The sequence below is a fragment of the Nostoc sp. DSM 114161 genome (assembly GCF_052692665.1).
In genome coordinates this window covers 3,976,215-3,998,205 of sequence record NZ_CP195141.1, presented here as the reverse complement: position 1 = coordinate 3,998,205, position 21,991 = coordinate 3,976,215, and the positions used below count along the sequence as shown (strand labels likewise).

21 protein-coding genes are annotated in these 21,991 nt (G+C 40.9%); 12 read left to right on the top strand and 9 right to left on the bottom strand.

Annotated elements, in window-relative coordinates:
- Positions 1-61 precede the first annotated feature (61 nt).
- Positions 62-1,975, top strand: a complete 1,914-nt coding sequence (gene dnaG, locus NSTC745_RS17350) for a DNA primase (RefSeq protein WP_445638245.1) — start codon at positions 62-64, stop codon at positions 1,973-1,975.
- 148 nt (positions 1,976-2,123) lie between these two features.
- Here the strand turns inward: dnaG and NSTC745_RS17345 are convergent, their stop codons facing one another.
- Together NSTC745_RS17345 and NSTC745_RS17340 are read right to left on the bottom strand one after the other, a co-directional pair.
- Positions 2,124-2,471 (bottom strand): hypothetical protein, encoded by a 348-nt coding sequence (locus NSTC745_RS17345; protein WP_445638244.1) that lies wholly within the window; start codon positions 2,469-2,471, stop codon positions 2,124-2,126.
- 32 nt (positions 2,472-2,503) lie between these two features.
- On the bottom strand, positions 2,504-2,881 hold the full coding sequence (locus NSTC745_RS17340; protein WP_445638243.1) for a papain fold toxin domain-containing protein: 378 nt from the start codon (positions 2,879-2,881) through the stop codon (positions 2,504-2,506).
- A gap of 295 nt (positions 2,882-3,176) precedes the next feature.
- Here NSTC745_RS17340 and NSTC745_RS17335 point away from each other — a divergent pair, with 295 nt between their 5' ends.
- The 4 genes from NSTC745_RS17335 to NSTC745_RS17320 all read left to right on the top strand — a co-directional run bounded on the left by NSTC745_RS17335 (position 3,177) and on the right by NSTC745_RS17320 (position 8,540).
- Positions 3,177-4,910, top strand: a complete 1,734-nt coding sequence (locus NSTC745_RS17335; protein WP_445638242.1) for a protein kinase domain-containing protein — start codon at positions 3,177-3,179, stop codon at positions 4,908-4,910.
- Positions 4,911-5,274: 364 nt separating this feature from the next.
- Positions 5,275-5,838: a pentapeptide repeat-containing protein gene (locus tag NSTC745_RS17330; RefSeq protein ID WP_445638241.1), complete on the top strand. Its 564-nt coding sequence runs from the start codon at positions 5,275-5,277 to the stop codon at positions 5,836-5,838.
- A 331-nt stretch (positions 5,839-6,169) separates the two neighbouring features.
- The gene (locus NSTC745_RS17325) at positions 6,170-6,910 is read left to right on the top strand and encodes a cytochrome c biogenesis protein CcdA (protein ID WP_445638240.1); all 741 of its coding nucleotides are present in this window, start codon (positions 6,170-6,172) and stop codon (positions 6,908-6,910) included.
- Between the two features lie 229 nt (positions 6,911-7,139).
- Positions 7,140-8,540, top strand: a complete 1,401-nt coding sequence (locus tag NSTC745_RS17320) for a cytochrome c biogenesis protein (RefSeq protein ID WP_445638239.1) — start codon at positions 7,140-7,142, stop codon at positions 8,538-8,540.
- 200 nt (positions 8,541-8,740) lie between these two features.
- Here the strand turns inward: NSTC745_RS17320 and NSTC745_RS17315 are convergent, their stop codons facing one another.
- Complete coding sequence (locus tag NSTC745_RS17315) at positions 8,741-9,187, bottom strand: DUF3592 domain-containing protein (RefSeq protein ID WP_445638238.1); 447 nt, start codon at positions 9,185-9,187, stop codon at positions 8,741-8,743.
- A gap of 441 nt (positions 9,188-9,628) precedes the next feature.
- On the opposite strand from NSTC745_RS17315, the gene NSTC745_RS17310 reads away from it, so the two are divergent.
- Both NSTC745_RS17310 and NSTC745_RS17305 read left to right on the top strand, forming a co-directional pair.
- On the top strand, positions 9,629-11,044 hold the full coding sequence (locus NSTC745_RS17310; RefSeq protein WP_445638237.1) for an NAD(P)/FAD-dependent oxidoreductase: 1,416 nt from the start codon (positions 9,629-9,631) through the stop codon (positions 11,042-11,044).
- Positions 11,045-11,246: 202 nt separating this feature from the next.
- Positions 11,247-11,762: a DoxX protein gene (locus NSTC745_RS17305; RefSeq protein ID WP_445638236.1), complete on the top strand. Its 516-nt coding sequence runs from the start codon at positions 11,247-11,249 to the stop codon at positions 11,760-11,762.
- A gap of 44 nt (positions 11,763-11,806) precedes the next feature.
- Here NSTC745_RS17305 and NSTC745_RS17300 read toward each other — a convergent pair whose 3' ends face one another.
- Positions 11,807-12,769: an aldo/keto reductase gene (locus tag NSTC745_RS17300; protein WP_445638235.1), complete on the bottom strand. Its 963-nt coding sequence runs from the start codon at positions 12,767-12,769 to the stop codon at positions 11,807-11,809.
- Positions 12,770-13,156: 387 nt separating this feature from the next.
- Here NSTC745_RS17300 and NSTC745_RS17295 point away from each other — a divergent pair, with 387 nt between their 5' ends.
- Positions 13,157-13,831 (top strand): glycoside hydrolase family 24 protein, encoded by a 675-nt coding sequence (locus NSTC745_RS17295; protein WP_445638633.1) that lies wholly within the window; start codon positions 13,157-13,159, stop codon positions 13,829-13,831.
- A 125-nt stretch (positions 13,832-13,956) separates the two neighbouring features.
- Here NSTC745_RS17295 and NSTC745_RS17290 read toward each other — a convergent pair whose 3' ends face one another.
- Positions 13,957-14,511: a hypothetical protein gene (locus NSTC745_RS17290; RefSeq protein ID WP_445638234.1), complete on the bottom strand. Its 555-nt coding sequence runs from the start codon at positions 14,509-14,511 to the stop codon at positions 13,957-13,959.
- 367 nt (positions 14,512-14,878) lie between these two features.
- Positions 14,879-15,307 carry a hypothetical protein gene (locus NSTC745_RS17285; protein WP_445638632.1) on the bottom strand — a complete coding sequence of 143 codons (429 nt, stop codon included), beginning with the start codon at positions 15,305-15,307 and terminating at the stop codon, positions 14,879-14,881.
- 1,105 nt (positions 15,308-16,412) lie between these two features.
- Between NSTC745_RS17285 and NSTC745_RS17280 the strand changes: the two genes are divergently transcribed.
- Genes NSTC745_RS17280 through NSTC745_RS17270 form a run of 3 tightly spaced genes read left to right on the top strand, consistent with a single transcriptional unit; the run spans position 16,413 to position 18,555 of the window.
- Positions 16,413-17,054 (top strand): hypothetical protein, encoded by a 642-nt coding sequence (locus NSTC745_RS17280; protein WP_445638233.1) that lies wholly within the window; start codon positions 16,413-16,415, stop codon positions 17,052-17,054.
- 24 nt (positions 17,055-17,078) lie between these two features.
- Positions 17,079-17,240 (top strand): hypothetical protein, encoded by a 162-nt coding sequence (locus tag NSTC745_RS17275; protein ID WP_445638232.1) that lies wholly within the window; start codon positions 17,079-17,081, stop codon positions 17,238-17,240.
- Positions 17,233-18,555, top strand: coding sequence for a hypothetical protein (locus NSTC745_RS17270; RefSeq protein ID WP_445638231.1), 1,323 nt, complete (start codon positions 17,233-17,235; stop codon positions 18,553-18,555). The genes NSTC745_RS17275 and NSTC745_RS17270 overlap by 8 nt, the downstream gene beginning before the upstream one ends.
- Position 18,556: 1 nt before the next feature.
- Here NSTC745_RS17270 and NSTC745_RS17265 read toward each other — a convergent pair whose 3' ends face one another.
- Entirely contained in the window at positions 18,557-19,300 is a 744-nt protein-coding gene (locus tag NSTC745_RS17265; RefSeq protein ID WP_445638230.1) for a maleate cis-trans isomerase family protein, read from the bottom strand.
- Between the two features lie 95 nt (positions 19,301-19,395).
- A complete protein-coding gene (locus NSTC745_RS17260) occupies positions 19,396-20,301 on the bottom strand; it encodes a DUF4437 domain-containing protein (RefSeq protein ID WP_445638229.1) in 906 nt (301 codons plus the stop codon).
- A 545-nt stretch (positions 20,302-20,846) separates the two neighbouring features.
- On the opposite strand from NSTC745_RS17260, the gene NSTC745_RS17255 reads away from it, so the two are divergent.
- Complete coding sequence (locus NSTC745_RS17255; RefSeq protein ID WP_445638228.1) at positions 20,847-21,245, top strand: nuclear transport factor 2 family protein; 399 nt, start codon at positions 20,847-20,849, stop codon at positions 21,243-21,245.
- A 118-nt stretch (positions 21,246-21,363) separates the two neighbouring features.
- Here the strand turns inward: NSTC745_RS17255 and NSTC745_RS17250 are convergent, their stop codons facing one another.
- The gene (locus NSTC745_RS17250) at positions 21,364-21,852 is read right to left on the bottom strand and encodes a hypothetical protein (protein ID WP_445638227.1); all 489 of its coding nucleotides are present in this window, start codon (positions 21,850-21,852) and stop codon (positions 21,364-21,366) included.
- Positions 21,853-21,991: the final 139 nt, after the last annotated feature.

Below are 21,991 nucleotides of genomic sequence, written 5' to 3'. Positions count from 1 at the left end.
CCCCCATCTCCCCATCCCCTTATCCCCCCATCCTCTTCCCCAGTCCCCAATCCCCAGTACCATGCAAATCCCCCGCTTACACCCAGACACAATTGAAGAAGTTAAACTACGATCTGATATTGTCGATGTCGTCTCGGAGTACGTAGTTTTACGCAAACGAGGGAAAGATTTCGTCGGGTTGTGCCCGTTTCATGATGAAAAATCTCCTAGCTTCACCGTCAGCCAGACTAAGCAAATGTATTATTGCTTCGGCTGTCAAGCAGGGGGAAATGCAATTAAGTTTGTCATGGACTTGGGAAAGCGTTCCTTTGCTGAGGTAGTACTGGATTTAGCACGGCGTTACCAAATACCCGTACAAACCTTAGAACCCGAACAACGCCAAGAATTACAGCGTCAGCTGTCTTTGCGCGAACAATTATATGAAGTTCTGGCTTCTTCGGCGCAGTTTTATCAACACGCCCTCAGACAATCCCAAGGGCAAAAGGCAATTGAATATTTGCGATCTAACCGCAGACTTCAAGAAGAAACCATACAGCAGTTTGGTTTAGGTTATGCCCCCGCAGGTTGGGAAACTCTGTATCGCTACTTGGTGGAAGACAAACATTATCCAGTGCAACTGGTGGAAAAAGCCGGATTGATTAAACCACGCAAAGAAGGCGGCGGTTATTATGATGTGTTCCGCGATCGCTTGATGATTCCCATCCGCGACGTTCAAGGACGCGTCATCGCTTTTGGCGGTAGAACCCTGACTGACGAACAACCGAAATATTTAAATTCCCCAGAAACCGAGCTTTTTAGTAAAGGTAAAACATTATTTGCCCTCGATCGCGCCAAAACCGGAATTTCCCAACTCGATCGGGCGGTGGTGGTAGAAGGTTATTTTGATGCGATCGCTCTCCACGCCGCTGGGATTAATAACGCCGTCGCCTCTCTCGGTACAGCCTTAAGTTTAGAACAAGTGCGGCTAGTATTACGCTACAGCGAATCGAAACAATTAATACTCAACTTTGATGCTGACAAAGCTGGAACTAATGCAGCCGAAAGAGCGATCGGCGAAATTGCCGATCTAGCCTATAAAGGAGAAGTTCAGCTAAAAATTCTCAATTTACCTAACGGCAAAGATGCTGATGAATACTTGCGCGAACAAACACCAGAAAATTATGCAGAATTGTTAGCAAATGCACCGCTTTGGCTAGATTGGCAAATTCAACAAATTATTCAAAACCGGGATTTAAAACAAGCGACTGATTTTCAACAAGTAACTCAGCAATTAGTTAAATTACTCAAAAATATTGCTAACAGCGATACTCGAAATTATTATGTTTCTTATTGTGCAGAAATACTGAGTTTAGGCGATAGCAGACTTATACCCTTACGAATCGAAAATTTATTAACTCAAATTGCTCCCCCTGCGCCTACATATTCCAAACCCGTCTCGGCGAAAAAAGCATGGGGAGGTAGCGAACAACTTTCCCCACTTCCTACAGAACGCAGCCTTTTAGAATATGCAGAAGCTTTATTACTGCGAATTTACTTGCATTGTCCCGAACAGCGTCAAGTAATTATTGACGAATTAGAAGAACGAGATTTGCAATTTAGCCTTTCCCACCATCGATTTTTGTGGCGACAGATTTTAGAAACTGAGGTGGAACAAATAGATTTAATTTCAACTCTGCAAAATAAATATTTAGAATTATCAGAAGACTTGGGAATAGTATCGCATCTATTTCATTTGAACGAGAAAACGAAGAAAGAAATACTTCGCACTCCGCAGGTGGTTCAAGCTGCGATCGCTTGCATGGATTTGGTAATGCTGGAAAAACGCTATCGCCACTTTCTCGAACTATGGCAGCAAACCGATCCCGAAACCGAACCAGAAAAATATCAATCTTATTATCAGGCTTTTTATGCCGAAAAAGTCAAGCTTCAAAAAATAGACAAACAACGGCTATTTTCCATCACAGAATTATTGTAGTGATACCATTTCACTAAAATCCTGATACAAATTCTTTCCCCTCTGCTCCCCTGCACCTGAAGCTCCCCTGCTTGCCTAAATGTATCAACCTTAAAGTGAAACACAGCTTGAGGTAAGGTACCACTCAAATTTCATGCCAATCGGAGTTTCAAACTCCAGACTTCACATGACCTATTTCATTAACTTCTGAACTATTGTTGCGCTGCAAAAAATCTTTAAATAATTCAAAAAATTTATCCAAAGCATCGCTTTCATCTTCCGAATAAAACAAAATAATTCGACTCCAAGATTGAGTATCTGGCTGATTAAATCTTTGCTCTATCCATTCTTGAAAATCTTCAAATTCTCGTTCTTGCTCTGTCACTTCTATTCCCAACTCACGCCGAGCAAATGTGTATGCATCTAAAAAAACTTGTAGATGACTCAAAGAACGCTTCCCTAAATATAAAGCTGGTCTTTGTTTAATTTTTTGTAGTATGTCATATAAATTAGACATATCCAACCTCAATATAGGAGTCCAAAACTTATTTAAAATTCAATCTCTGTTACCTCAAAGCCACCACCCAAATCCATTGCCAGACAGTAGAGATTTGCCATCCAATCTTCTCTAGCAATGCCTTCATGGTGAATATTATCAAACACAATTTCTTGTCCTTTAATTTTAATTACAATCCCTTCATGGCGACCGTTTGTAGCAATATTACGTTGAAGGGCATCATGGTAAATATTGCCATACTTACCTTGGGCTTTCCCTGTATACAGTTTAATATGTTTTCCTGGGACTCTTCTTTGAGTTAAAAACTCTTTAATAGCCTCAGCGCAATCGACACACTCAAATAACTTAAAACGATTCGCTATTTGCGTAATTTCTTTACTTAGCTCATCATTAGACCATGACTGCTCCATCTACATTACTAATCCCTATTGCTTTAGCTCAATGATATGACGGGAGATGGTGTAACACACTACCCGCTAAATTTAAGGATAAGTTGAGTTATGGTAGCTATTGATGAGCGTGGAGAACTTCTACCATTTAAGATAGATATAAGCTTTTATTCTGCCTTCCCTCAGAGGGTGAGCATTAGTCGAGCATGGTTATTGAGTATAAAAATATATCAATAATTTATACTTAACAATGCTAAAAGTAGGGTATTTGAGTATTAAACGAGAATCTTTGCATTTATTATGCCCAAAAGCGTTGATGTACAGTTTTTCTAAGGTTCACTGCATAAATCCTGATTGTCAACGTCCTTATCCTCAGCCTTGGGGAAACAAATTTTGCAACAGTTGTGGCGCACCGCTACAGTTGTTAGACCGCTATGTTCCAATTGTGCGGTTGGGTTCCGGGGGATTTGCTCAAATTTACACGGTTTGGGATGAAAAAACTCAAACCGAGAAAGTGCTGAAAGTTTTGGTAGAAGATTCGCCAAAAGCACTGGAATTATTTACCCAAGAGGCGGAGGTTTTATCGAGATTACAGCATCCAGGAGTGCCCAGAGTTGAAGCTGACGGGTATTTTCATCTTAATTTGTTCAACCCCAAACCACACCAACTACCTTGTTTGGTAATGGAAAAAATCAATGGGCAGACATTAGAAGAGATATTACAAAAATATCCACAAGGGTGTCCGGAGAATTTGGTTTTAAACTGGTTTGCCCAAGCAGTAGAGATTTTACAAGAATTACACAAACGTCAAATTATTCACCGAGATATCAAACCTTCTAATTTGATGCTGGATACCTTTGGAGGGGAACCAAAAAGCGATCGCCTCGTATTAATTGATTTTGGGGGAGCAAAACAAGTTAGCCCTTCAAAAGTGGGTTCCCGATCTAGTTCCACTCGATTATTTTCTTCTGGCTACAGTCCACCAGAACAGGTGACTGGAGGGATTGTGGGGCCTGGTGCCGATTTTTATGCCCTTGGTCGAACGATGATTGAACTACTAACGGGGAAGTATCCGCCAGATTTAGAAGACCAACAAACTGGCGAGTTGCGCTGGCGAACCCAAGTCAATGTCAACCCACAGTTAGGAGACTTGCTGGATGAGATGGTGCAGGAAGATGTGCGATCGCGTCCGCTAAATGCAGCAATAATTCAAAAACGGCTAGCGAAGATTTCTCAACCATTACCATCGCCGGGATTATTTTCCCAACTGCGCGATCGCCTCAAGCAAACCTCAACCCAAGCCTCCCAAAACTTGACACAGCTGACGCAAGTTGTCGAACGAGCTTTAGGTCAATTAGGCCAAGGTGTAAATCAAACCCTTATTTTTATTATTCAGACAATTCTCAGAATTGTCCGAGCTTGTTTGGCAACAATTTGGGCGATGATGCTGACTAGTTTTGGTGCTTGTTTTGGTGCGATCGCTGGTTTTATTTTGGCCTATCGCACCAGCTTAGGGCCTCGCATTGTGGAATTTCTTTTGATTCAGGTTAACCAATTAGTTCCAAACACTCAACCAAACTTTGGGGCAGATATTTTAGTCTTCGTGGCTGCGGGTTGGGGAACCGCATGGGGGCTGACAGTATCCGGGTGTTTTGGTCAGCGGCGGCGATTTTTAGTAGCTTCCTTGATGGGGATCGTTAGTTATGGCTTCGGCTGGTTGATTTTGCAATTCATAACGCCAAGAAACAGCGGCGAGGGCTTAGTGGCAATGATTTTGGTGGGAGTTTGCTTACTCACCCTTAGTTTAGGACTTCGCAGCCATCATGTAGTTTATGCAGTGTTCGCTGGCTTTGGTAGTGCGATCGGCTATGCAACTTTGATTCTTTTAAACTTAGCACCTCCAATATTGGAATTTTCCACTCAACCAGGCTGGACAGAGTTATACAAGCCTCTGATTTTATTTGGTTCTGTAGGCTTGTTTCTCAGCTTTTGGTTAGGAGTGAGTTTTTACCTAATTGTCCCTGGCTTGCGTTTTTTGGGGTGGAGGTAAATGGTATTTGTCATTTGTCATTTGTCATTTGTCATTTGTCCTCCCCATCTCCCCATCTCCCCATCTCCCCATCTCCCCATCTCCCCATGCCCTATGCCAAAAACAAGATCCCCCTAGTCGTTTTTTTCATCGAGCTAGGGGGATCGCATATGTGGTAGTCTATAAATAGTTCGGTATAGTTCCTTACGACTCGATTGTATAGCCTAGATTCAACTTTGAGTAGTCCTACCGCAAGAATTTATCTTATATTCATCGGTTCTTAATCAATGCTTCATTCCTGTTATTCACTTAGCAGGTTCTATATGTAATTATGACAGTACCGAGTGTACATTAGTTGTCATCCTTGTAAATATCTGTAACGAATATGAAACTTAAGATTGTCGCCACCCTCTCCCTGTTAGCTAGTTTCGGCTTTGCAGGCCAGACTTTTGCATCAAACGTGCAAGACTTGGAACAGTTGAAGGCGACAAATGTTTGCCCCAGGTGTGATTTGAGTGGTGCTGACCTAACTCAACTGAATCTAAGTAGAGCCAATTTGCGGGGGGCTAACTTGAGTGGTGCAACATTATCTCAAGTTAATCTCACGAATGCCGATCTGACAGGTGCGAATTTAGAGGGTGCAATTCTCAATTCGGCGAATCTTACTGGTGCTTCTTTAACGGGTGCAAACTTGAAATCAGCATCCCTAGAAAAAGCCGATTTGTCCTATGCAGGTTTCATGAGCGCTAATTTAGAAGCAGCAAACTTAAAGGATGCCAAATTGCTGTTTACCAATTTTCGGGCGGCAAACTACCGACTAACAATTTTGAATGATGGCGTCGTTACCTCCGACAAATCCTACGGTTGGTCGTTAGAACGTCCAAATAACAGAGAATGTAACAAGTTCAAACCCGAAGATACTCCAGGTACAATCTGCTACGGAAAATAACTAGCTGGTAGAGACGTTGCAATGCAACGTCTCTACATCTGTTTCCATAGCAAAAAATCTTGGACTATAAGATATGACCCCTGCGCTAACTGTGTCTTTTAGTGGATGGGGCGATCGCTTTTGGAGTAAGATCGTGTTTCTCGATCTGTATATATAGCTGTAGCCACGCTAGGAATGGCAATAATTCTACCTCTTGCCTTCTGCCTCCTGCCTGGTCACTGAGCTTAGTCGAAGTGCTGCCTCCTGCCCCCTGCCCCGTCATTGGCAGCGAAATAGCTAAAGTTAAGCTAAAATTCAAGCAGAGTAAGCATTTCACGCTTAGGAACACTCCATGCTTGAGACTTTGGAAACCCGACTTTACGAACTAGAACAATTTGCCAACGCCCTTGTTTCTCAGCAACTGACGCACATTAGCGTGGTGAGTGTTGCTGTGATCTTTGCCGCTGGCTTGCTCACCAGCCTGACGCCCTGTATGCTTTCGATGCTGCCAATTACCATTGGCTATATCGGCGGTTATGAAGCCAAAAGCCGTCTCCAAGGCGTTGCCCAATCAACTTGGTTTGCTTTGGGATTAGCAACTACTCTCGCCGGTTTAGGAATATTAGCAGGTTTAGTGGGAAAAGTCTACGGTCAGGTAGGAGTCGGTTTACCAATCATAGTGAGCATCATCGCCATTCTGATGGGGCTGAACTTATTAGAAGCACTACCTCTGCAATTTCCATCCTTGGGTGAAACGAATTGGATTTCCCAAGATTTGCCAGCAGGGTTGCGTTCTTATTTGCTGGGACTGACTTTCGGCTTAGTTGCATCTCCTTGCAGCACGCCTGTTTTAGCTAGCTTGCTTGGTTGGATTGCTAATACACAAGACTTAATTTTAGGCGCTGTTTTACTACTTTCTTATACAGCTGGTTATGTAGCACCATTGATTTTAGCAGGCACTTTTACTGCTTCAATTAAAAAGTTGCTAGAACTACGCCGCTGGTCTGGTTGGATTAATCCAGTCAGTGGGGCGCTATTAGTAGGATTCGGTGTATTTTCTTTAATTTCTCGAATTCCCCTTGGTAGTTTTTAAGGCAGGAGGCAGAAGGCAGAAGGCAGGAGTCAGAATTCAGAATTCAGGAGTCAGAATAGTTAAAGAATTAGAATAACATTTGATGAATCAATTTACAAATCATACTAAATTCTTTCTAATTTGTGATTCTGTCTCCCAAGTGCTGAACTATTATATTTTTCTGAATTCTGAATTCTGAATTCTGAATTCTGGATTCTCAAGATTGTACACCCATTAACACATGTGAGTAATGACATTAGAAGATTCGACTTCCAAAAAAATTAGTTGGTGGGCTGTATCTGGGCAGTATTTACGCCGAGAGTTTTTGCCTGTACTAACAGATTTACGACTGGCGATCGCACTATTACTATTGATTGCCATCTTTAGCGCTACCGGTACTGTAATCGAGCAAGGCCAGTCTCCTGCATTTTACCAAGCTAATTATCCAGAACATCCAGCATTGTTTGGTTTTTTAACTTGGAAAGTAATTCAAGTAGTTGGCTTAGATCATGTATATCGTACTTGGTGGTTTTTAGCATTACTCATTTTATTTGGCACTAGCTTAACTGCTTGTTCTTTTACCCGTCAGCTACCAGCCTTAAAAGCAGCCCAACGCTGGAAATATTACGAAGAACCGCGGCAATTTAAAAAACTAGCTTTAAGTGCAGAATTAGATACTGGCTCTTTGAATTCTCTTAAGGAAATATTGCAGAACCGCCGCTATAAAATTTTTTCAGATCCAGAAAAAGAAAATGTTTTATATGCCCGCAAGGGAATAGTCGGACGTATTGGGCCAATTATAGTTCATATTGGTATCGTGACTATTTTGCTAGGGGGAATTTGGGGGGCAATGACCGGATTTATTGCCCAGGAAATGGTTGCCAGTGGCGATACATTTCAGGTTAAAAATGTTATAGATGCCGGGCCTTTAGCAGTAGACCAAGTGCCGAAAGATTGGTCTGTGCGAGTTAATCGTTTTTGGATTGATTACACTCCAACTGGAAGCATCGATCAATTTTATTCAGATTTATCTGTTTTAGATAATCAGGGAAAAGAAGTTGACCGCAAAAAGATTTTCGTCAACCAACCTCTGCGCTATCATGGCGTAACTTTCTACCAAACTGATTGGGGAATTGCAGCTATTCGCGTCCAATTTAATAACAGCCCAATTTTCCAGCTACCGATGGTCAAGCTGAATACCAACGGTCAAGGTGCAATTTGGGGAACCTGGATTCCTATTAAACCAGATTTGAGTGAGGGTGTCTCGGTGCTAGCCAAAGATTTGCAAGGAATGGTATTAATTTATGATGCCAGTGGCAAATTAATTAATACTATACGCGCTGGGATGTCTGCCCAAGTCAATGGCGTGAAATTGAAAATAATAGAGGTAATTGGCAGCACAGGTTTACAAATTAAAGCCGATCCTGGCATACCAATTGTTTATTCAGGATTTGGTTTATTAATGTTGGGTGTGGTGATGAGTTATTTTTCGCACTCGCAAATTTGGGCATTACAAAAAGGCGATCGCTTATATGTTGGGGGTAAAACTAATCGCGCTCAAGTTGCTTTTGAACAAGAAGTTTTAGAAATTTTAGATCGATTGAGTTCACAGCCAAAGAATGAAGATAAAGGCATGGCAATTCAAGTTTAATTGTTATTTGTCATTAGTCATTAGTCACTTGTACTGAGCGGAGCCGTTGGCGCAGCCTCTCGTAGAGAAGTATTAGTCATTAGTAGTTGCAGCGGTTGTGTTAATAGTCGCTGCGATTATTTTATTTGATTCTCAAAATACATTGCTACGCATTATGTAAGTCTAATAGCTAGCCAAAAAGACTATTTTAATTTTGAATTCTACCGCAAACTTGGAAACGATTTGAGTAATATACTTCCTCCAACCAAAGTAAAAATCGACCCTAAGCCGGTCAAGATTAGAGTTGAAAGCCATAAACTTACCCAGGAGTCGATGGTTGCAGAATCTGGTTTGTCAGGAATGTATAGAATTTTTACCTGCTGACCTTTAGTAAATTGTGGTGGGTTAGCACCTGTATTTGATTCAAACACTGTTGATTCGCCAGAACGAGTAGTATATTGCACCACTGGATAGTAGACATAGGAGGAACGCCCATTATCAGTTGACCAACGTTGCACCAACTCGATGATTGTCCCTTGTGCTGGAATTGCTGCGGCTACAAAAGAACGAGTGTTCAATCCAATAATTATGCCCGTGACAGCAATTATGATGCCGATACCAGCGAATATTGAGCCAAATATCAGGAAAAACTTTGTATCTTTATTCATACATAGGATCTGAAAAAGTCTAGTATTCGACCAACCCAAAATTGCTGTTTAGGTCACGCAAAGAAAGAGTCATTTTCAACAATATTTTTTCCTCCCCTACCTGTCACCAAGCAAAGATGACTTGCCAGACCACTAGTATAGCCAAAACTCAGTAAGCGTCATTCTATTGCTAAGCAGTGTTACAGCTGAGGGTACAATACGGTTTGGGGAAAGGGAAAAGGGTAATTTCAGAACTTTCGTCTTTTCGCAGCCCACATCACAGATGAAAAGTGCTTATCTGAGTTTAAGTAACTCAATAATCTGAATTATTGCTGAGAAAGTAATGAAAACTATGTTGTAAATTCCTTGGAATTTTTCAGTTAAGCTTTATTTTTTCATCACTTAAGAGTTGCTAGGTGTCGGCATACTAAGAGCAGTTCACTCTCAGCGACTCTTACACCTATGCAGCAAGCATCTCATCCCACAGTCATTTTGGGTGGTGGCTTTGCTGGACTGTTTACAGCTCTGCACTTAAGCCATCAAAATTACGCGCATCCTATTATTTTAATTGAGCAACGCGATCGCTTTAGTTTCAAACCCTTATTATATGAACTATTAAGCGGCGAATTACACAGCACACAAGTTTACCCGCGCTACAAAGAGCTTTTAGCTGATAGTAGTGTCACTTTTGTGCAGGACACAGTGGAATCAATTCACCCACATCAACGCAGAGTCATCCTAGCCTCTGGAAGGGTTTTTGACTACGGTAACTTAGTATTAGCACTGGGCAGTAAAACAACCTACTTCGATACTTCCGGTGCTGCGGAACATACCATACCCTTTACCTCTGGGGAAGAGGCGATGGCTTTGCGAAAACACTTGCGACACAGGCTGCATCAGGCAATTCAAACTCAAGACTCGCAATATCGCCGGCTACTGCTAACTGTGGCCATCATTGGGGCGGGGCCGGCTGGCATCGAACTGGCTTGTACGTTAGCAGATTTACTACCCATTTGGTACGACGAGTTGGGCGGTGATGCCGATGAAATTCGGGTGGTACTGGTGAACCGCAGCCGAGAAATCCTCAAAGGAGATGCGAACAGCCATTTGAAGTGTACAGTACAACGGGCGCTCAAACGTCGGGTAGTTCCTGTGGATTTTCTATTTGATGCCGCTGTCACCAAGATTCACGCAGATGGTATAGAGTACCGTCAACACGAGCAAACCCAAATTTTACCTGCTGGAACCATCGCTTGGACTGCTGGAACTGCTCCCAATCCTTTGTTGATGGAGTTACCAGTGCCAAAGAATCGCGGTCGGTTGCTGGTAACATCTACATTGCAACTACCTGATTTTCCTGAAATATTTGCGGCTGGAGACTGTGCCACAGATAGCGGTAATCCCCAACCAACCACAGCCCAAGTAGCTTATCAACAGGGAAAAGCGATCGCTCACAATCTCAAGCGGCTTGGGGAAGGTAAACCCGCCACATCCGTGCAAATTCAAATGCGCGGTACTTTGATGAAACTGGGACTCAACGAAGGTGTTGCTAACTTGTTTAACAAAGTCCAGATTAAAGGACAACCTGGTCATCTTATTCGCGAAGCAACATATTTACAACTGCTACCAAACTCTGCACATAATCGCAAAGCCACAACCGAATGGCTGACTGACGAATTATTCGGGCGCGATCGCCCTTTTTCTCACATGCAGTTAGGACAAACCCCTTTACTGTATGGCGTTGCAACCGTCGCTGCTGGACTAATTTTGGCAACTCCCCTCGTCTGGCGGGCTGCTTTCCCGATGCAATTCCAACAAAATTTCGGTTGGACAGGTGTACCCACCTTACTCGATCGCTTAACACCCCCTTCTCGTTGAAGGACGCGGGACGCGGGGATACAAAGAGAAGTCTGAGCGCCGACTTCCAGCGAAGGCTGCGCCAACGCTAAGAGCGAACGGAACTTAACGCTTTGAAATTTCAGAGCCACTTATATTGTTCGCCGCTGACGGTTAACAGTTAACGAACGACACTGATGCCCGAAGTTTATTCAAACTAAATCTCATTTTTAGGAGTCCACTTATGAAATACTTGCTCAATCTACGGACGGCTGTTGTTGTCAGTCGCGTAACTATAGGTGTTTTCTTTGTTCTTTCTGGTATTGCTAACTATCTCAACTTTAGCGTTCCTAACGGTTTCTACCAAACAGTTCTAATTCAAAAACTGCAAATAATTGGCCCTGGAATTCCACCGGGATGGGAAGGATTAGGGCCACTACCTTGGCTAATTGCTATTCCTTATGCCTGGTTGTTACCTTTAGCAGAAATCGTTTTTGGTGCGTTGTTTGCTCTCAATTATTGGGTGCGTTGGACGGGTTTATTACTAATACTAATGACCTTTAGTATTACTTTGGCATTTGGCATTATACCTGCTGGCAGTTTATTTCCTAATGGAGCAGAAAGCTTTAACAAAACCATCTTATTTATGGCTTTAATTTGGATCTGTATCGCCTACGATGACTACGAACAAAAAATGAGCCGCCGTCGCACCCAAGCAGCAGCTGATTATTCTCTGAATGCTTCTGACAATGATATGTAGAAGGAAACATCTTTAATTCTGAATTCTGAATTCTGTATTCTTCTTTAATTTGGCATCAATTGTTGAATGCGTTGTGGCTCATCTCCTAGCCAATCTAGATTTTGAGCAGTGCTATCAAAAATTGATGAAGTTTTGAATGGTTCAAACTCGCCGCTTGATGCTGCTTTTGCGGTTTTTGCTAGGAGCGATCGCACTTGTTGTTCATCCATTGGCTGGAATGTCCGCACCGCTGTAAAGGCTTGTTCGAGAATCTCCATACTGTCAATCCCGGTAATTACAACCGATGTCGGCAGATTCAGAGCATAGTGTAAACACTCGATTGGCTCTACAGTCTTTGAGCGTAAAAGTATACCGTTTGCTAGGCTTTTCATGCCAAGAACGCCGATGTTTTGTTTGACTAGTTCTGGCAAAACCAATTTTTCAAAGCTCCGATAATGTGCATCCATTACATTCAGCGGCATCTGCACTGTATCAAATTTAAATTTATGACTGGCTGCAATTTCCAGCATGTGCAGATGCACGTAGGGATCTTTGTGTCCAGTAAAACCAATGTATCGCAGCTTACCAGCTTCTCGCGCTTCAATCAAAGCAGCGTTGGCACCTTCTGAGTCAAAAACTCGATATGGATCTTCATGACGAAGAATTTCGTGGTGCTGAACGAGATCGATGCAATCAACTTGCAAACGTTGAAGTGATTCGTCTAGCTGTTTTGCTGCTGCTTTTTTAGAGCGGCCATCAATTTTCGTCATTAGGAACACTTTGTCACGGTAGCCATCGCGCAGTGCTTTTCCCATGCGAATCTCGCTAACTCCACCGTTGTAATCCCAGCTATTATCCATAAAAGTAATGCCGCGATCGATCGCTGTGCGAACAATTCGGATGGCGAGTTGCTCATCAACGTACTTCAAGCCAATATGCCAACCACCGAGTCCGATGGCAGAAACTCTCTCATTTGTACTACCGAGAACTCTATATAACATTTCTGAATTCGATTCAGTTTCAGACATCTGTTTTCCTTGTATAGCAACTACTATTTAAGTACATATAACTGCGTGCTAATTTAAACATAAGAATAAATCTCACAATATCTTTCTCAAGATACACTTTTCGATACAATAAGGCATGATTTCTATAATTTAGTCAGTATTTCAATTCCAGAAATATTTCAGTAGAAAATGTTTAGGTGCGGCGCACGCGTTATAAATGAAACAAATGTCTTGCTTCTCTACTCCTCACTCCCTCTAATCAACAAAATCGGCGAATCAGGAATCATAACTGACAACAAACGCGAACTTTGTCACAATGAGTTCGTCGATAATTTTTATGAGCGAAAAAAGCAAATTTCAAGGAGTCAAATTCTGAAAGGCTTTGAATTCAAAGGTGTTGAAAAACTGATTGGGCCAATAGCGGCGCTTTTGGGCTTTGTGTGTTTGTTGCAGTGGTATATTCAAGGAGAATTGCGATCGCCTTCCGATCCGGTCTTTGAAGTTAAACAGCCACCTTTGGTGATGAAAGATGGCGACCCTTATATTCGCGCTTTAATGCGAACCATCTCAGCAAGTGAGGCAAATGGTAACCGTCCTTATTCTCTGTTGTATGGTGGACAGCAAGTCAACGACCTCAGCCGACATCCTGAGATATGCATCACAATTATTACAGGCCCCAACACAGGTAATTGTTCCACTGCCGCAGGTAGATATCAAATCATCAATACTACCTGGTATAATATAGCCCCTCGCTATCACCCAAACCCAATGCGGTTAATGTTTTGGGTGAATTATAGTTTTGAACCACAATATCAAGACATAGTAGTTTATCGTTGGCTAAATGATTCAAGAGTTTGGAGAACTGATATTTCTCAACTCTTGCGTCAGGGAAAATTAAATGAAGTTTTGCGGCTACTTTCTCCCACCTGGACAAGTTTGGGATATGGCATAGAAACTAACTCTATTAGTAGTTCTTTGCCTAAAGTTTATCAGAAAATGTTGCAAGAAGAATTAAACGCAGCCAAGCAACTAACAACCCAAAATTCAACTCCATTGCCAAATCCTTCCACTAAAGGACGATAAAATAAGATGAACTTTACAGCTAATTGAAGTCGCAAAATTAGAGCGATCGCTACACCGAGTGTTGGCATTGTCTAAGCCTGTCAAAGAGAAGGCATCGCATAAATTTTCGGTCTAGTAAATTTAGATTACCCAATTACTATTGCTCCTATTCTGGAAATTAAGTAACCGCTTCCAAAACCCAAAGCATCAACTATTAAGACCAGCAAAAAGCTAACCAACGGTACAAAGCCCTGTAACAAATCAATTAACCAATCAGCTTTATTACTATTAAAAATCCAACGTGCGAACACATCTTTTAACTGTTTTGCAGCCCTAGTCCAAGGACTAGCTAGCACATCCATAATTACTGCTAACAAATAATTATATGTAAACATTAAGTCATCGAAAGCAAAAATTGTAAAAATCAAAGATATCAGGATTGCAATACCCCATCCTAAAATTGACCAATTCGAGATGTTTAAAGACAGCAAGCAACCAATCGCTAGATGAATGCCAAACAGCTGCATCAGTTCCAGCCAGGGAAATTTTGCATGAGCAACGCGCTGCTTTTCTTTCTCTCTTTGCTGGTTGAATATCTTCTCCGCAGTATTCGTCACTTTTATCAGATGTTTCTCCAAGCCTTTAAATAATTTTGCGGCGGTGTGCTTGAATTTCGGCTGTTTATGACGATTTTGGTTCATAATTTTTAACTTTAATCAGACATCATAACTTACTCTTGTTTTAAGATGCCCAATTTAGAAGAAAAACTATTCGCTGACAAGCAAAATCAAACAATGCGGTAAATGCGTTTTAAAGACCAGATAAAATCAAGTAATTTTGGAAAATAGTTAGAAATATAAAGTAAATATTCTCGCTTTTACAGCAATTTGCATTTGAATAGACCACAGTAAGGGCACAACAATGTTGTGCCCTTACGATAATTTAGTATTCAAGCATGTATTCTATCCAAATGAAAAGCGCTGTTATATCAGCAAAAGCCAAGTTTAAATTACCTAATTTATAGTCATCTTTCAAAAGATATAATAATCATTAATTTTATAGAATTATTCAATATCTGCTACTGGGAAAAAACAGAATATCTATTACTTCACCCACTATCAAACCAAGTATTGCTAGGATTGTTAATATCCAAAATGAATCTATTTTATTAAAACCAGCAAAACGCATTTCCAAGTCAGCTAAAAGCGTAGTTGCTAATGGTATGATAAATAGACTAAATAATAACGACCAAGTTGCGATTAAAGCAATTGATATGCTTAAAAATAAGATAACAACTAAGGCTTTAGAACCAAATTCAACTAAACGTTCTAACCAAGAAATACTCTTGCGCGTTACAGCTATAACCACAGCAGCTACAAAAGCTCCCACTAACCAAATAATATGGTTAGCAGCAAGATACCACCCCAAGAAAGCATAAGCCAGCCAGAGTAAGCCTAAAGGCATCAAAGGAATCCTGTAAAAAAATTCCGCATTCATCATACAGCCAAAACTTGTCAAAACACCAAGTTTATCTTTTGATTGTGGTAAAGAATAGCGATCGCCATGAAAGGATTGTACTCATTTTGCTCAGGATATTCCTCTATCTACAGAGCAAACATAACTACATGTGTTTACTCATAACAATATGTAGCAATCCTCAAACTATCGGCGAATAAAAAGATTCAGGCTTATTAAGTTCTATAACAACACTCTGCTAAATAATAGTTATATAACTGTAATTTAATTTAACTTTCCTTGATGCGATCGCCTGTAGCCAAAAACTCAGACAATCAGCCTTATCCAACAACCATATATATATTAATTATCCGTACTTAATTTAAATATTTGTTATATTTAAAACATTTTACTACTAAGCTCAAGAATAATAGCATTAAATTCTAAAATACTAGGTGTGCGTAAGTCAATTGACTTTGAGTATGACGTATTTGCCATAAAATTTAATCAAGAGGTGGTTCCAATTCACTGTGTACAACTTTGACAACTGTCCACAAAAGTGTTGCACATCTCAGGCTCATGGTAATATTATTTTACTGTCAAGAGATATTATTTATACATCAAATAAAAAACATGCTGAAACAGCTAGTTAGGTGCGCTACCTCCAAAGACACAAAACATTATTTAATCTACCACCAGAATCAATAAAAAGCTTACTGTCCAAGACATAGAGCTTTTATAAAGCTGGTTATATAAGCTATCAAATAGCTAATAAAGCCACTTTCTAATAATCATCACAGACAGAAGGGTATATCACAAAACCTTCTGAAAATAGCGAACAATTCAATTTAAATATACAAAATTGGCATAGTACCAGTTGTTTTTCGTATATGCAAAAATATCGAAAAGCAAGTTTACTATTATCAATATAAGTTTGATATTTGGCATTTTATTTAAATAATATTTATGCCTATTTGTGCTGATTTATTTATATCAAATAGTCATAGATTCTTCCTGAAAATCCATATTAAAGTTGACCAAATGAGGGAAATACTTAAATTTCGCAAATAAATTAAGACTACTAATTCAATGCCGCTCTAGTAACAAGTTAATTATTGACAATGTAAGCAAAAGTAACAGGAAAAACATGAATATTATTTTTCGTTTATTTGGAATATTTTTCTTCCAAGTCTCTGCGTTGGCTGCGATGTCTAATATTGCAATGTCTGAGGACAAGCCTACTGGCGTCTATACCCAAAAGACTCCTACTGTTCCTCAACAAACAACAACTCAAAGGATTTGCTCTTTAGATCCCATTGAAGATTTATTGCCTCCACTACAAACCAAAGCAAGCAATTCTTTGCTTTCCTACCTTGCCGCTCAGGGTTTTACACAGAATCAAGAAGGTTCGTGGGTTTGTTATGCGAACGATCCTAAAAAAGAAGGACGTTACTTTACTGTTTTTAAAGTCAAACAAGTTGATAACAGACTCATAGCAAGTTCTTTCTTAGATGAGGGAAATCTGATAGAGGGTCAAGAAAATCGTAGCTTGGACTTTTTTATGATGCTAATTGAGCGTCATATGAATACTAATGAAGAGAACCGCCAAGGTATACGTAGATATTTAGAAGCTTTTGTTTCTCTAGTTAAACAAGGGAAGATCAAACCTACACCTCGCGCATTCCTTTTTGACCAACCAAACCGAGCATTGGTCATATATCACACACTCTCATCAGGAAATCTCAAAGGTACCGGAATCACAATCAATATTGATTTACCTAAGAGTTGAAGTCGGGACTGGGGAGATGGGGAGATGGGGAGATGGGGAGATGGGGGAGTGTGGGGAGAGAGGGGGGAAAGATTTCTTCCCCATCCTCCCACACCTCCCACACCTCCCACACCTCCCACACCTCCCACACCTCCCACACCTGCCCGCTTGCCCAATTCCCATTTATCGGAGGTACATCTTGCCTAAATCAAGTATTCAAACAATTGGTATGTCAAAGGCGGTTCGCTGTGCGACTATTGCATTTTCATCTGTTGCTGTAGTACTCACTACGTGGCAGCCTGCTTTTGCACAGTTAAAGATTGGCCGCTATGGTATCCAACGAGGATTGGAGTATGAGTATCTCCAATACCAAATCAATAACCAAAATCTCAGTCAGATGCGAGTAATTCCTGGATGTGATGTGGGATTTGGTTTGACTTGCAATAAAACTGGAACGGTAATCCAGCGATTAATCGATCTAAATGGCGGGACTAGCTATCAAAATCTACTGATACAAGCGGCTGGTGGGGAGAAAAATTTTCAGAATTTCGCTAGGTTTTACGGTAACAATCGCAATCTCTCTACAGTACCTTTCGCTTCATTTTGGAGAAAAGAATCCTCCACAATCATGGATGGATCTCAATACGTCCTGGGACAATCTTTTGGCCGTAACCCAGTAGAAGGGTTGGGACTTGTAACCAAGCAGTTCTACTGGGCCCCATATTCAGGAAGCAATGACTCACTGAGCCTCCGTAATGGATTACTAAACTTGAAATTGTCATACGGACGCCTGTTGTTTGAAGAAGCCTCAAAAATTTCCAACATCAAAGAGCAGATTCAGTCTCTAGGGCTATCGCCAGAAATGACGAATTTTTATGTAGATAAAATCTCTAGAGGCTTGGATGCGCTGAATTCTGGAGATCCCAACCAACTAGAAAAGAGGATTTTTGAAGTACTATCCTTTCCATACTCTGAAGATGGTGGGGAATTCGGACGCCCCTTGAATGCAATTCCACAAGAATTCAATCAACTCTTAGGAGAAGATATACCAGGAGATATTTTGCTGGCTGACAATCCAGTCCCATTGGAGGGAGAAACAATAAGTCTCGATACTTTCCCTGGTTCTGAGGGAGATGTCTTGGTACAAGACAGTTCTGATTCCTTCCCACTCTGGCCAATAATTGGAGTTGGCGGTCTTGGTTTAATTCTGCTTCTACTACTGGATGATGGTAGTTCTTCAGGCTCTTCAGGCTCTTCAGGCTCTTCAGGACAGCCATTGATTTCTTCTCCCACAAATCCACCTTTGTCTCTCACCAACAAAGGAGAATGCGATCTAACTCCAAATAATAATGGTTCCGATCGCACACAAACTATTGAAATTCCATGTAGTGTAACTCCTCAAACCCCCACGGAAGTGAAAAAGGTTGTGGAGCCATCTACGATGAAAGCCGTTATATTGCTAATTGTTTTATTGTGCATAGTCCGTTACAAACACCGAGCTTTAAAACTTCGTAGTTGGTAATTCAAAATTCTCTCAAGAGTCTGCCATACCCGTAGACTCGATCGCTAATATGGTTTTGTCGTAAGGCATACCACCAGGTTGCCGCATTGATGGCAATGACAGGCTTTTTGAGCCACCGCTCTGCTTCGTCAGCAAGCCTGAGCATACTCAAATTAGTACCCATCTGTACGATCCCATCTATATCATCACCATCGATTTCCTGAAGATAGTTGCGAAGAGTATCTTCAGAGACTTCAGCGATCGCTATTGCCGTAGGGCAACGCAATCCTTTGAGCCGCAGGATTTCCACGTCGATGTCACTAAAGAAGCGGCGTAACTTATCGTCAGCCACAGCCTGATAAGGGGTGATGACTGCAATCTTTTTTAGTTTGAACGCTTCCACAGCTGCCTGACATGCTGAAGCGCCGGTAGCAACTTGCAGGCCAGTGTAGTCTTCAAGGCGTTTGATGAAGGCTCGATTCCCCTCGATTCCTCCCCAAAAAGTCTCGGCACTCATTCCCATAATTAGATAGTCGATAGCCGCAGTCATGATGCGATCGACTGCGAAAAAAATTTCGTTGTCGATTTCCTTTAGAATACGCAACATTTTTTCATCGCTACTCAAGTCCTGGTCGCGAATATGAATCCGGGACATGTGAGACGTAACGCCTGGTACGGCCATCGCGTGAAAATCGGGTTCCACAATGGTGTTAGTGCTGGGCGCAAGCACTCCGAATTTTTTTCGCCATCCTAAGGCATCCGTCATTGTAACATCCTTGTGGATAAAGTTATTTGCTTTGGTGGTTGTGCTTGGAGGAGTGCGATCGCCCTTATAAAAAAAGTTTTCGCTCTACTAAAACTTTACTTGTCCTTATTAGTTGCAGCCTTCAGACGTATCTCATCTTGCTGAGTAATATCTGGATTATGTAGTATCCAATAACAATCTAGGCGGTCATTAGTGCGAAACAAAAGTAGTGCCCCACTTTCTGTCCAAAACGGCCCGTGTGGAATGTGTGCGGGTCGCCAGTAATAGCCATCTTTGCACATTGCTGAATAGCGTCTATTAAAAGGATCGTCGCTCATAGACCAATGTCCAAGCACATCCCCAGAAATCACATACGCCTCCTCAGTAGTTGGATGACCAGCATAGAAATTGCCTTCAATCCACATAGGTACTAAACCGAGAATCCACGTAGCCCGTCCAGTTTTTTTATTGGTATACAGACTTTTACGGGCTGAACCAGGAGGCAAAAAGGTTGTACTCTCCCATTTCATTGCGTGGAGTTCTTGCAATGGAATATACTCAGTCATGCGTTCATGAGTCTGCATCTTTGTATGATATACAGAAGTTTCCGGGATTTGCGGGAGATCTGCGTAGTCTTCTGTGATATACGTGGGCGTAGCATCTGGCATCCACAATAAAATGGTGTCTTCTTCTGTTTTCCAAGGCCCAGTAGGTATACCAGCAGGGATAAAAGAGTAACTAAGATTGCGTAGTATAAACCCACCCTGGGAAAGTGCGCCTGTTAAGACAAAAATTTCCACATTGGTAGTAAAATGACCAACAGGTGCGCTCCAACCTTTTTTCAAGACTACTCGCTGTGTAGATTCACCTGTACTTTCGTTAATGGATAGAACTTGGGCAGTAGCATCTTCTCCAATAACAAAGTTTTTCACGTCAAAAGGTACTTGTGGAAATTTGACAACTGAGTTGAGTGACTCCTCAGTTTCTACATGTTTGCGCCCTGTAAAGATCTTTGTGTTCATTTGAATCTCAACGTTATTATGGATGGAATTTGAGCTTTGATTGTCTTGATGTTCTTTAACCATATCTATTGCTAGTTTTTACTAATTTAGTAATTACATAATAATTATTAAATTTGTTGAATAAATTAACCTTGAGTTGTAATTTAAAATAAAAATTTAAAAATTCTTAAGATTTTAAAGAAAATGAAGTACACAATTTCAGTCCTTAAATTAACTATTAAGCTTGTCTTACTCGTAGATTCTGGCTGAATTATGCTGTATACACTTGTTCGCAGATGAAGAAGTTACATACAAAAATAATTAACTAATAGATACTCGTAGGTTAACATAGCTGTTTTAATCTAGCTGTGTATAATTTTGATTAAAAGTATTACTATTTATGAATGCGATCGCCACCAAGCCTCAACAATATAACTAGCTTTACAATTCATGAAATTATGTATAAATTACGCAACATATTTCACTATTTCAACTAACTACTGCTAGTAATTTTAAAACCTAAAAACTAAAAATGTATAGAAGTTAGATATCAAAGGGGAGCTACAATGACACAAAATTCAGAAAACACTTTAAAAGTTGCTCGGCAGGGATTTGAGAATCTTACACATGGGATGGCAACAGGGGAGTGGGAAGCATTGTTAAATATGCTCTCAGAAGATTTCACTTTTTGGTTTCCTATGGGAAAATTTCACGGTTTGAATGTGGGAAAAGACCGAGCTAGAGAATTTTTCGAGTATGTTTCTCAATCCTTCGCCCCTGGCTTGGAGCTAACTGGTCTAGACCGTGTTACCAGCAATGAAACAACCGCTGTCTTTGAATTCCGTGATGAAGGACTTTTGTTTGGACAACCTTACAAAAATCGAGTAGCAGTTTCCTTTGATGTGCGCGGAGACAAAATTTGTGGCTATCGGGAATATTTTGGTAGTGATGGTAAATCGTATTAAAAGAGAATTCAGAATTCAGAATCCAGAATTCAGAAGTCGTTTTGCATCAAAAAGCAACTAGCGTAGAGCAGTGACTACCCTTGAAAGAAAAATCTAAAATCTAAAGTATAAAATTGTATTAGTTTCTTTCAGGATTAAGTTGGTTGATTTCTTTACATTTAGCTTCTGCTGCTTGATAGGCTGCTAAATATTCTTGACCACCTAACATTACATCACCGTAATATTCATAAGGTGGTTCGCCATAGATAGGTAAAGGATCGTCTTCTGGATAATCTTCTTTTGATTCTTCAATAATGGCTTTCAGTTTTTTTACTGTCAGCTTTTGTGCAGCAAAATACCAAAGTTCTTGAGGATTTTTTTTCAGGTGCGGTAATGTTGGATCGACAATGCGTATAAGGGAGTCATCGGTGGAAGTATCATCTAACTCAATCCAACTGTGTTCAATTGGTCTATATGGTTTTCCAACAAAAGTTAAAAATCCTTGAACATATTTTGCTCCCTCAGTGGACAATGCTGCTTTATAAGCATTGTCAAAGGGAGTACTAGCTCTACTTTTTATGCGTTGAGCAATTTCAATTGACAGCGTTTCATCCAATAATTTGTTCATCAATAGCAAGGATTAGAGCAGCCATGAGAACATATTACCACTCATTGGGGATCGGGATTAGGAGATGGCTTCGCCAAGGGGAAAGGTAAAAGGAGGGATCTTTCTTTTCCCCTTTGCCCCATGCCCCATGCCCAATGCT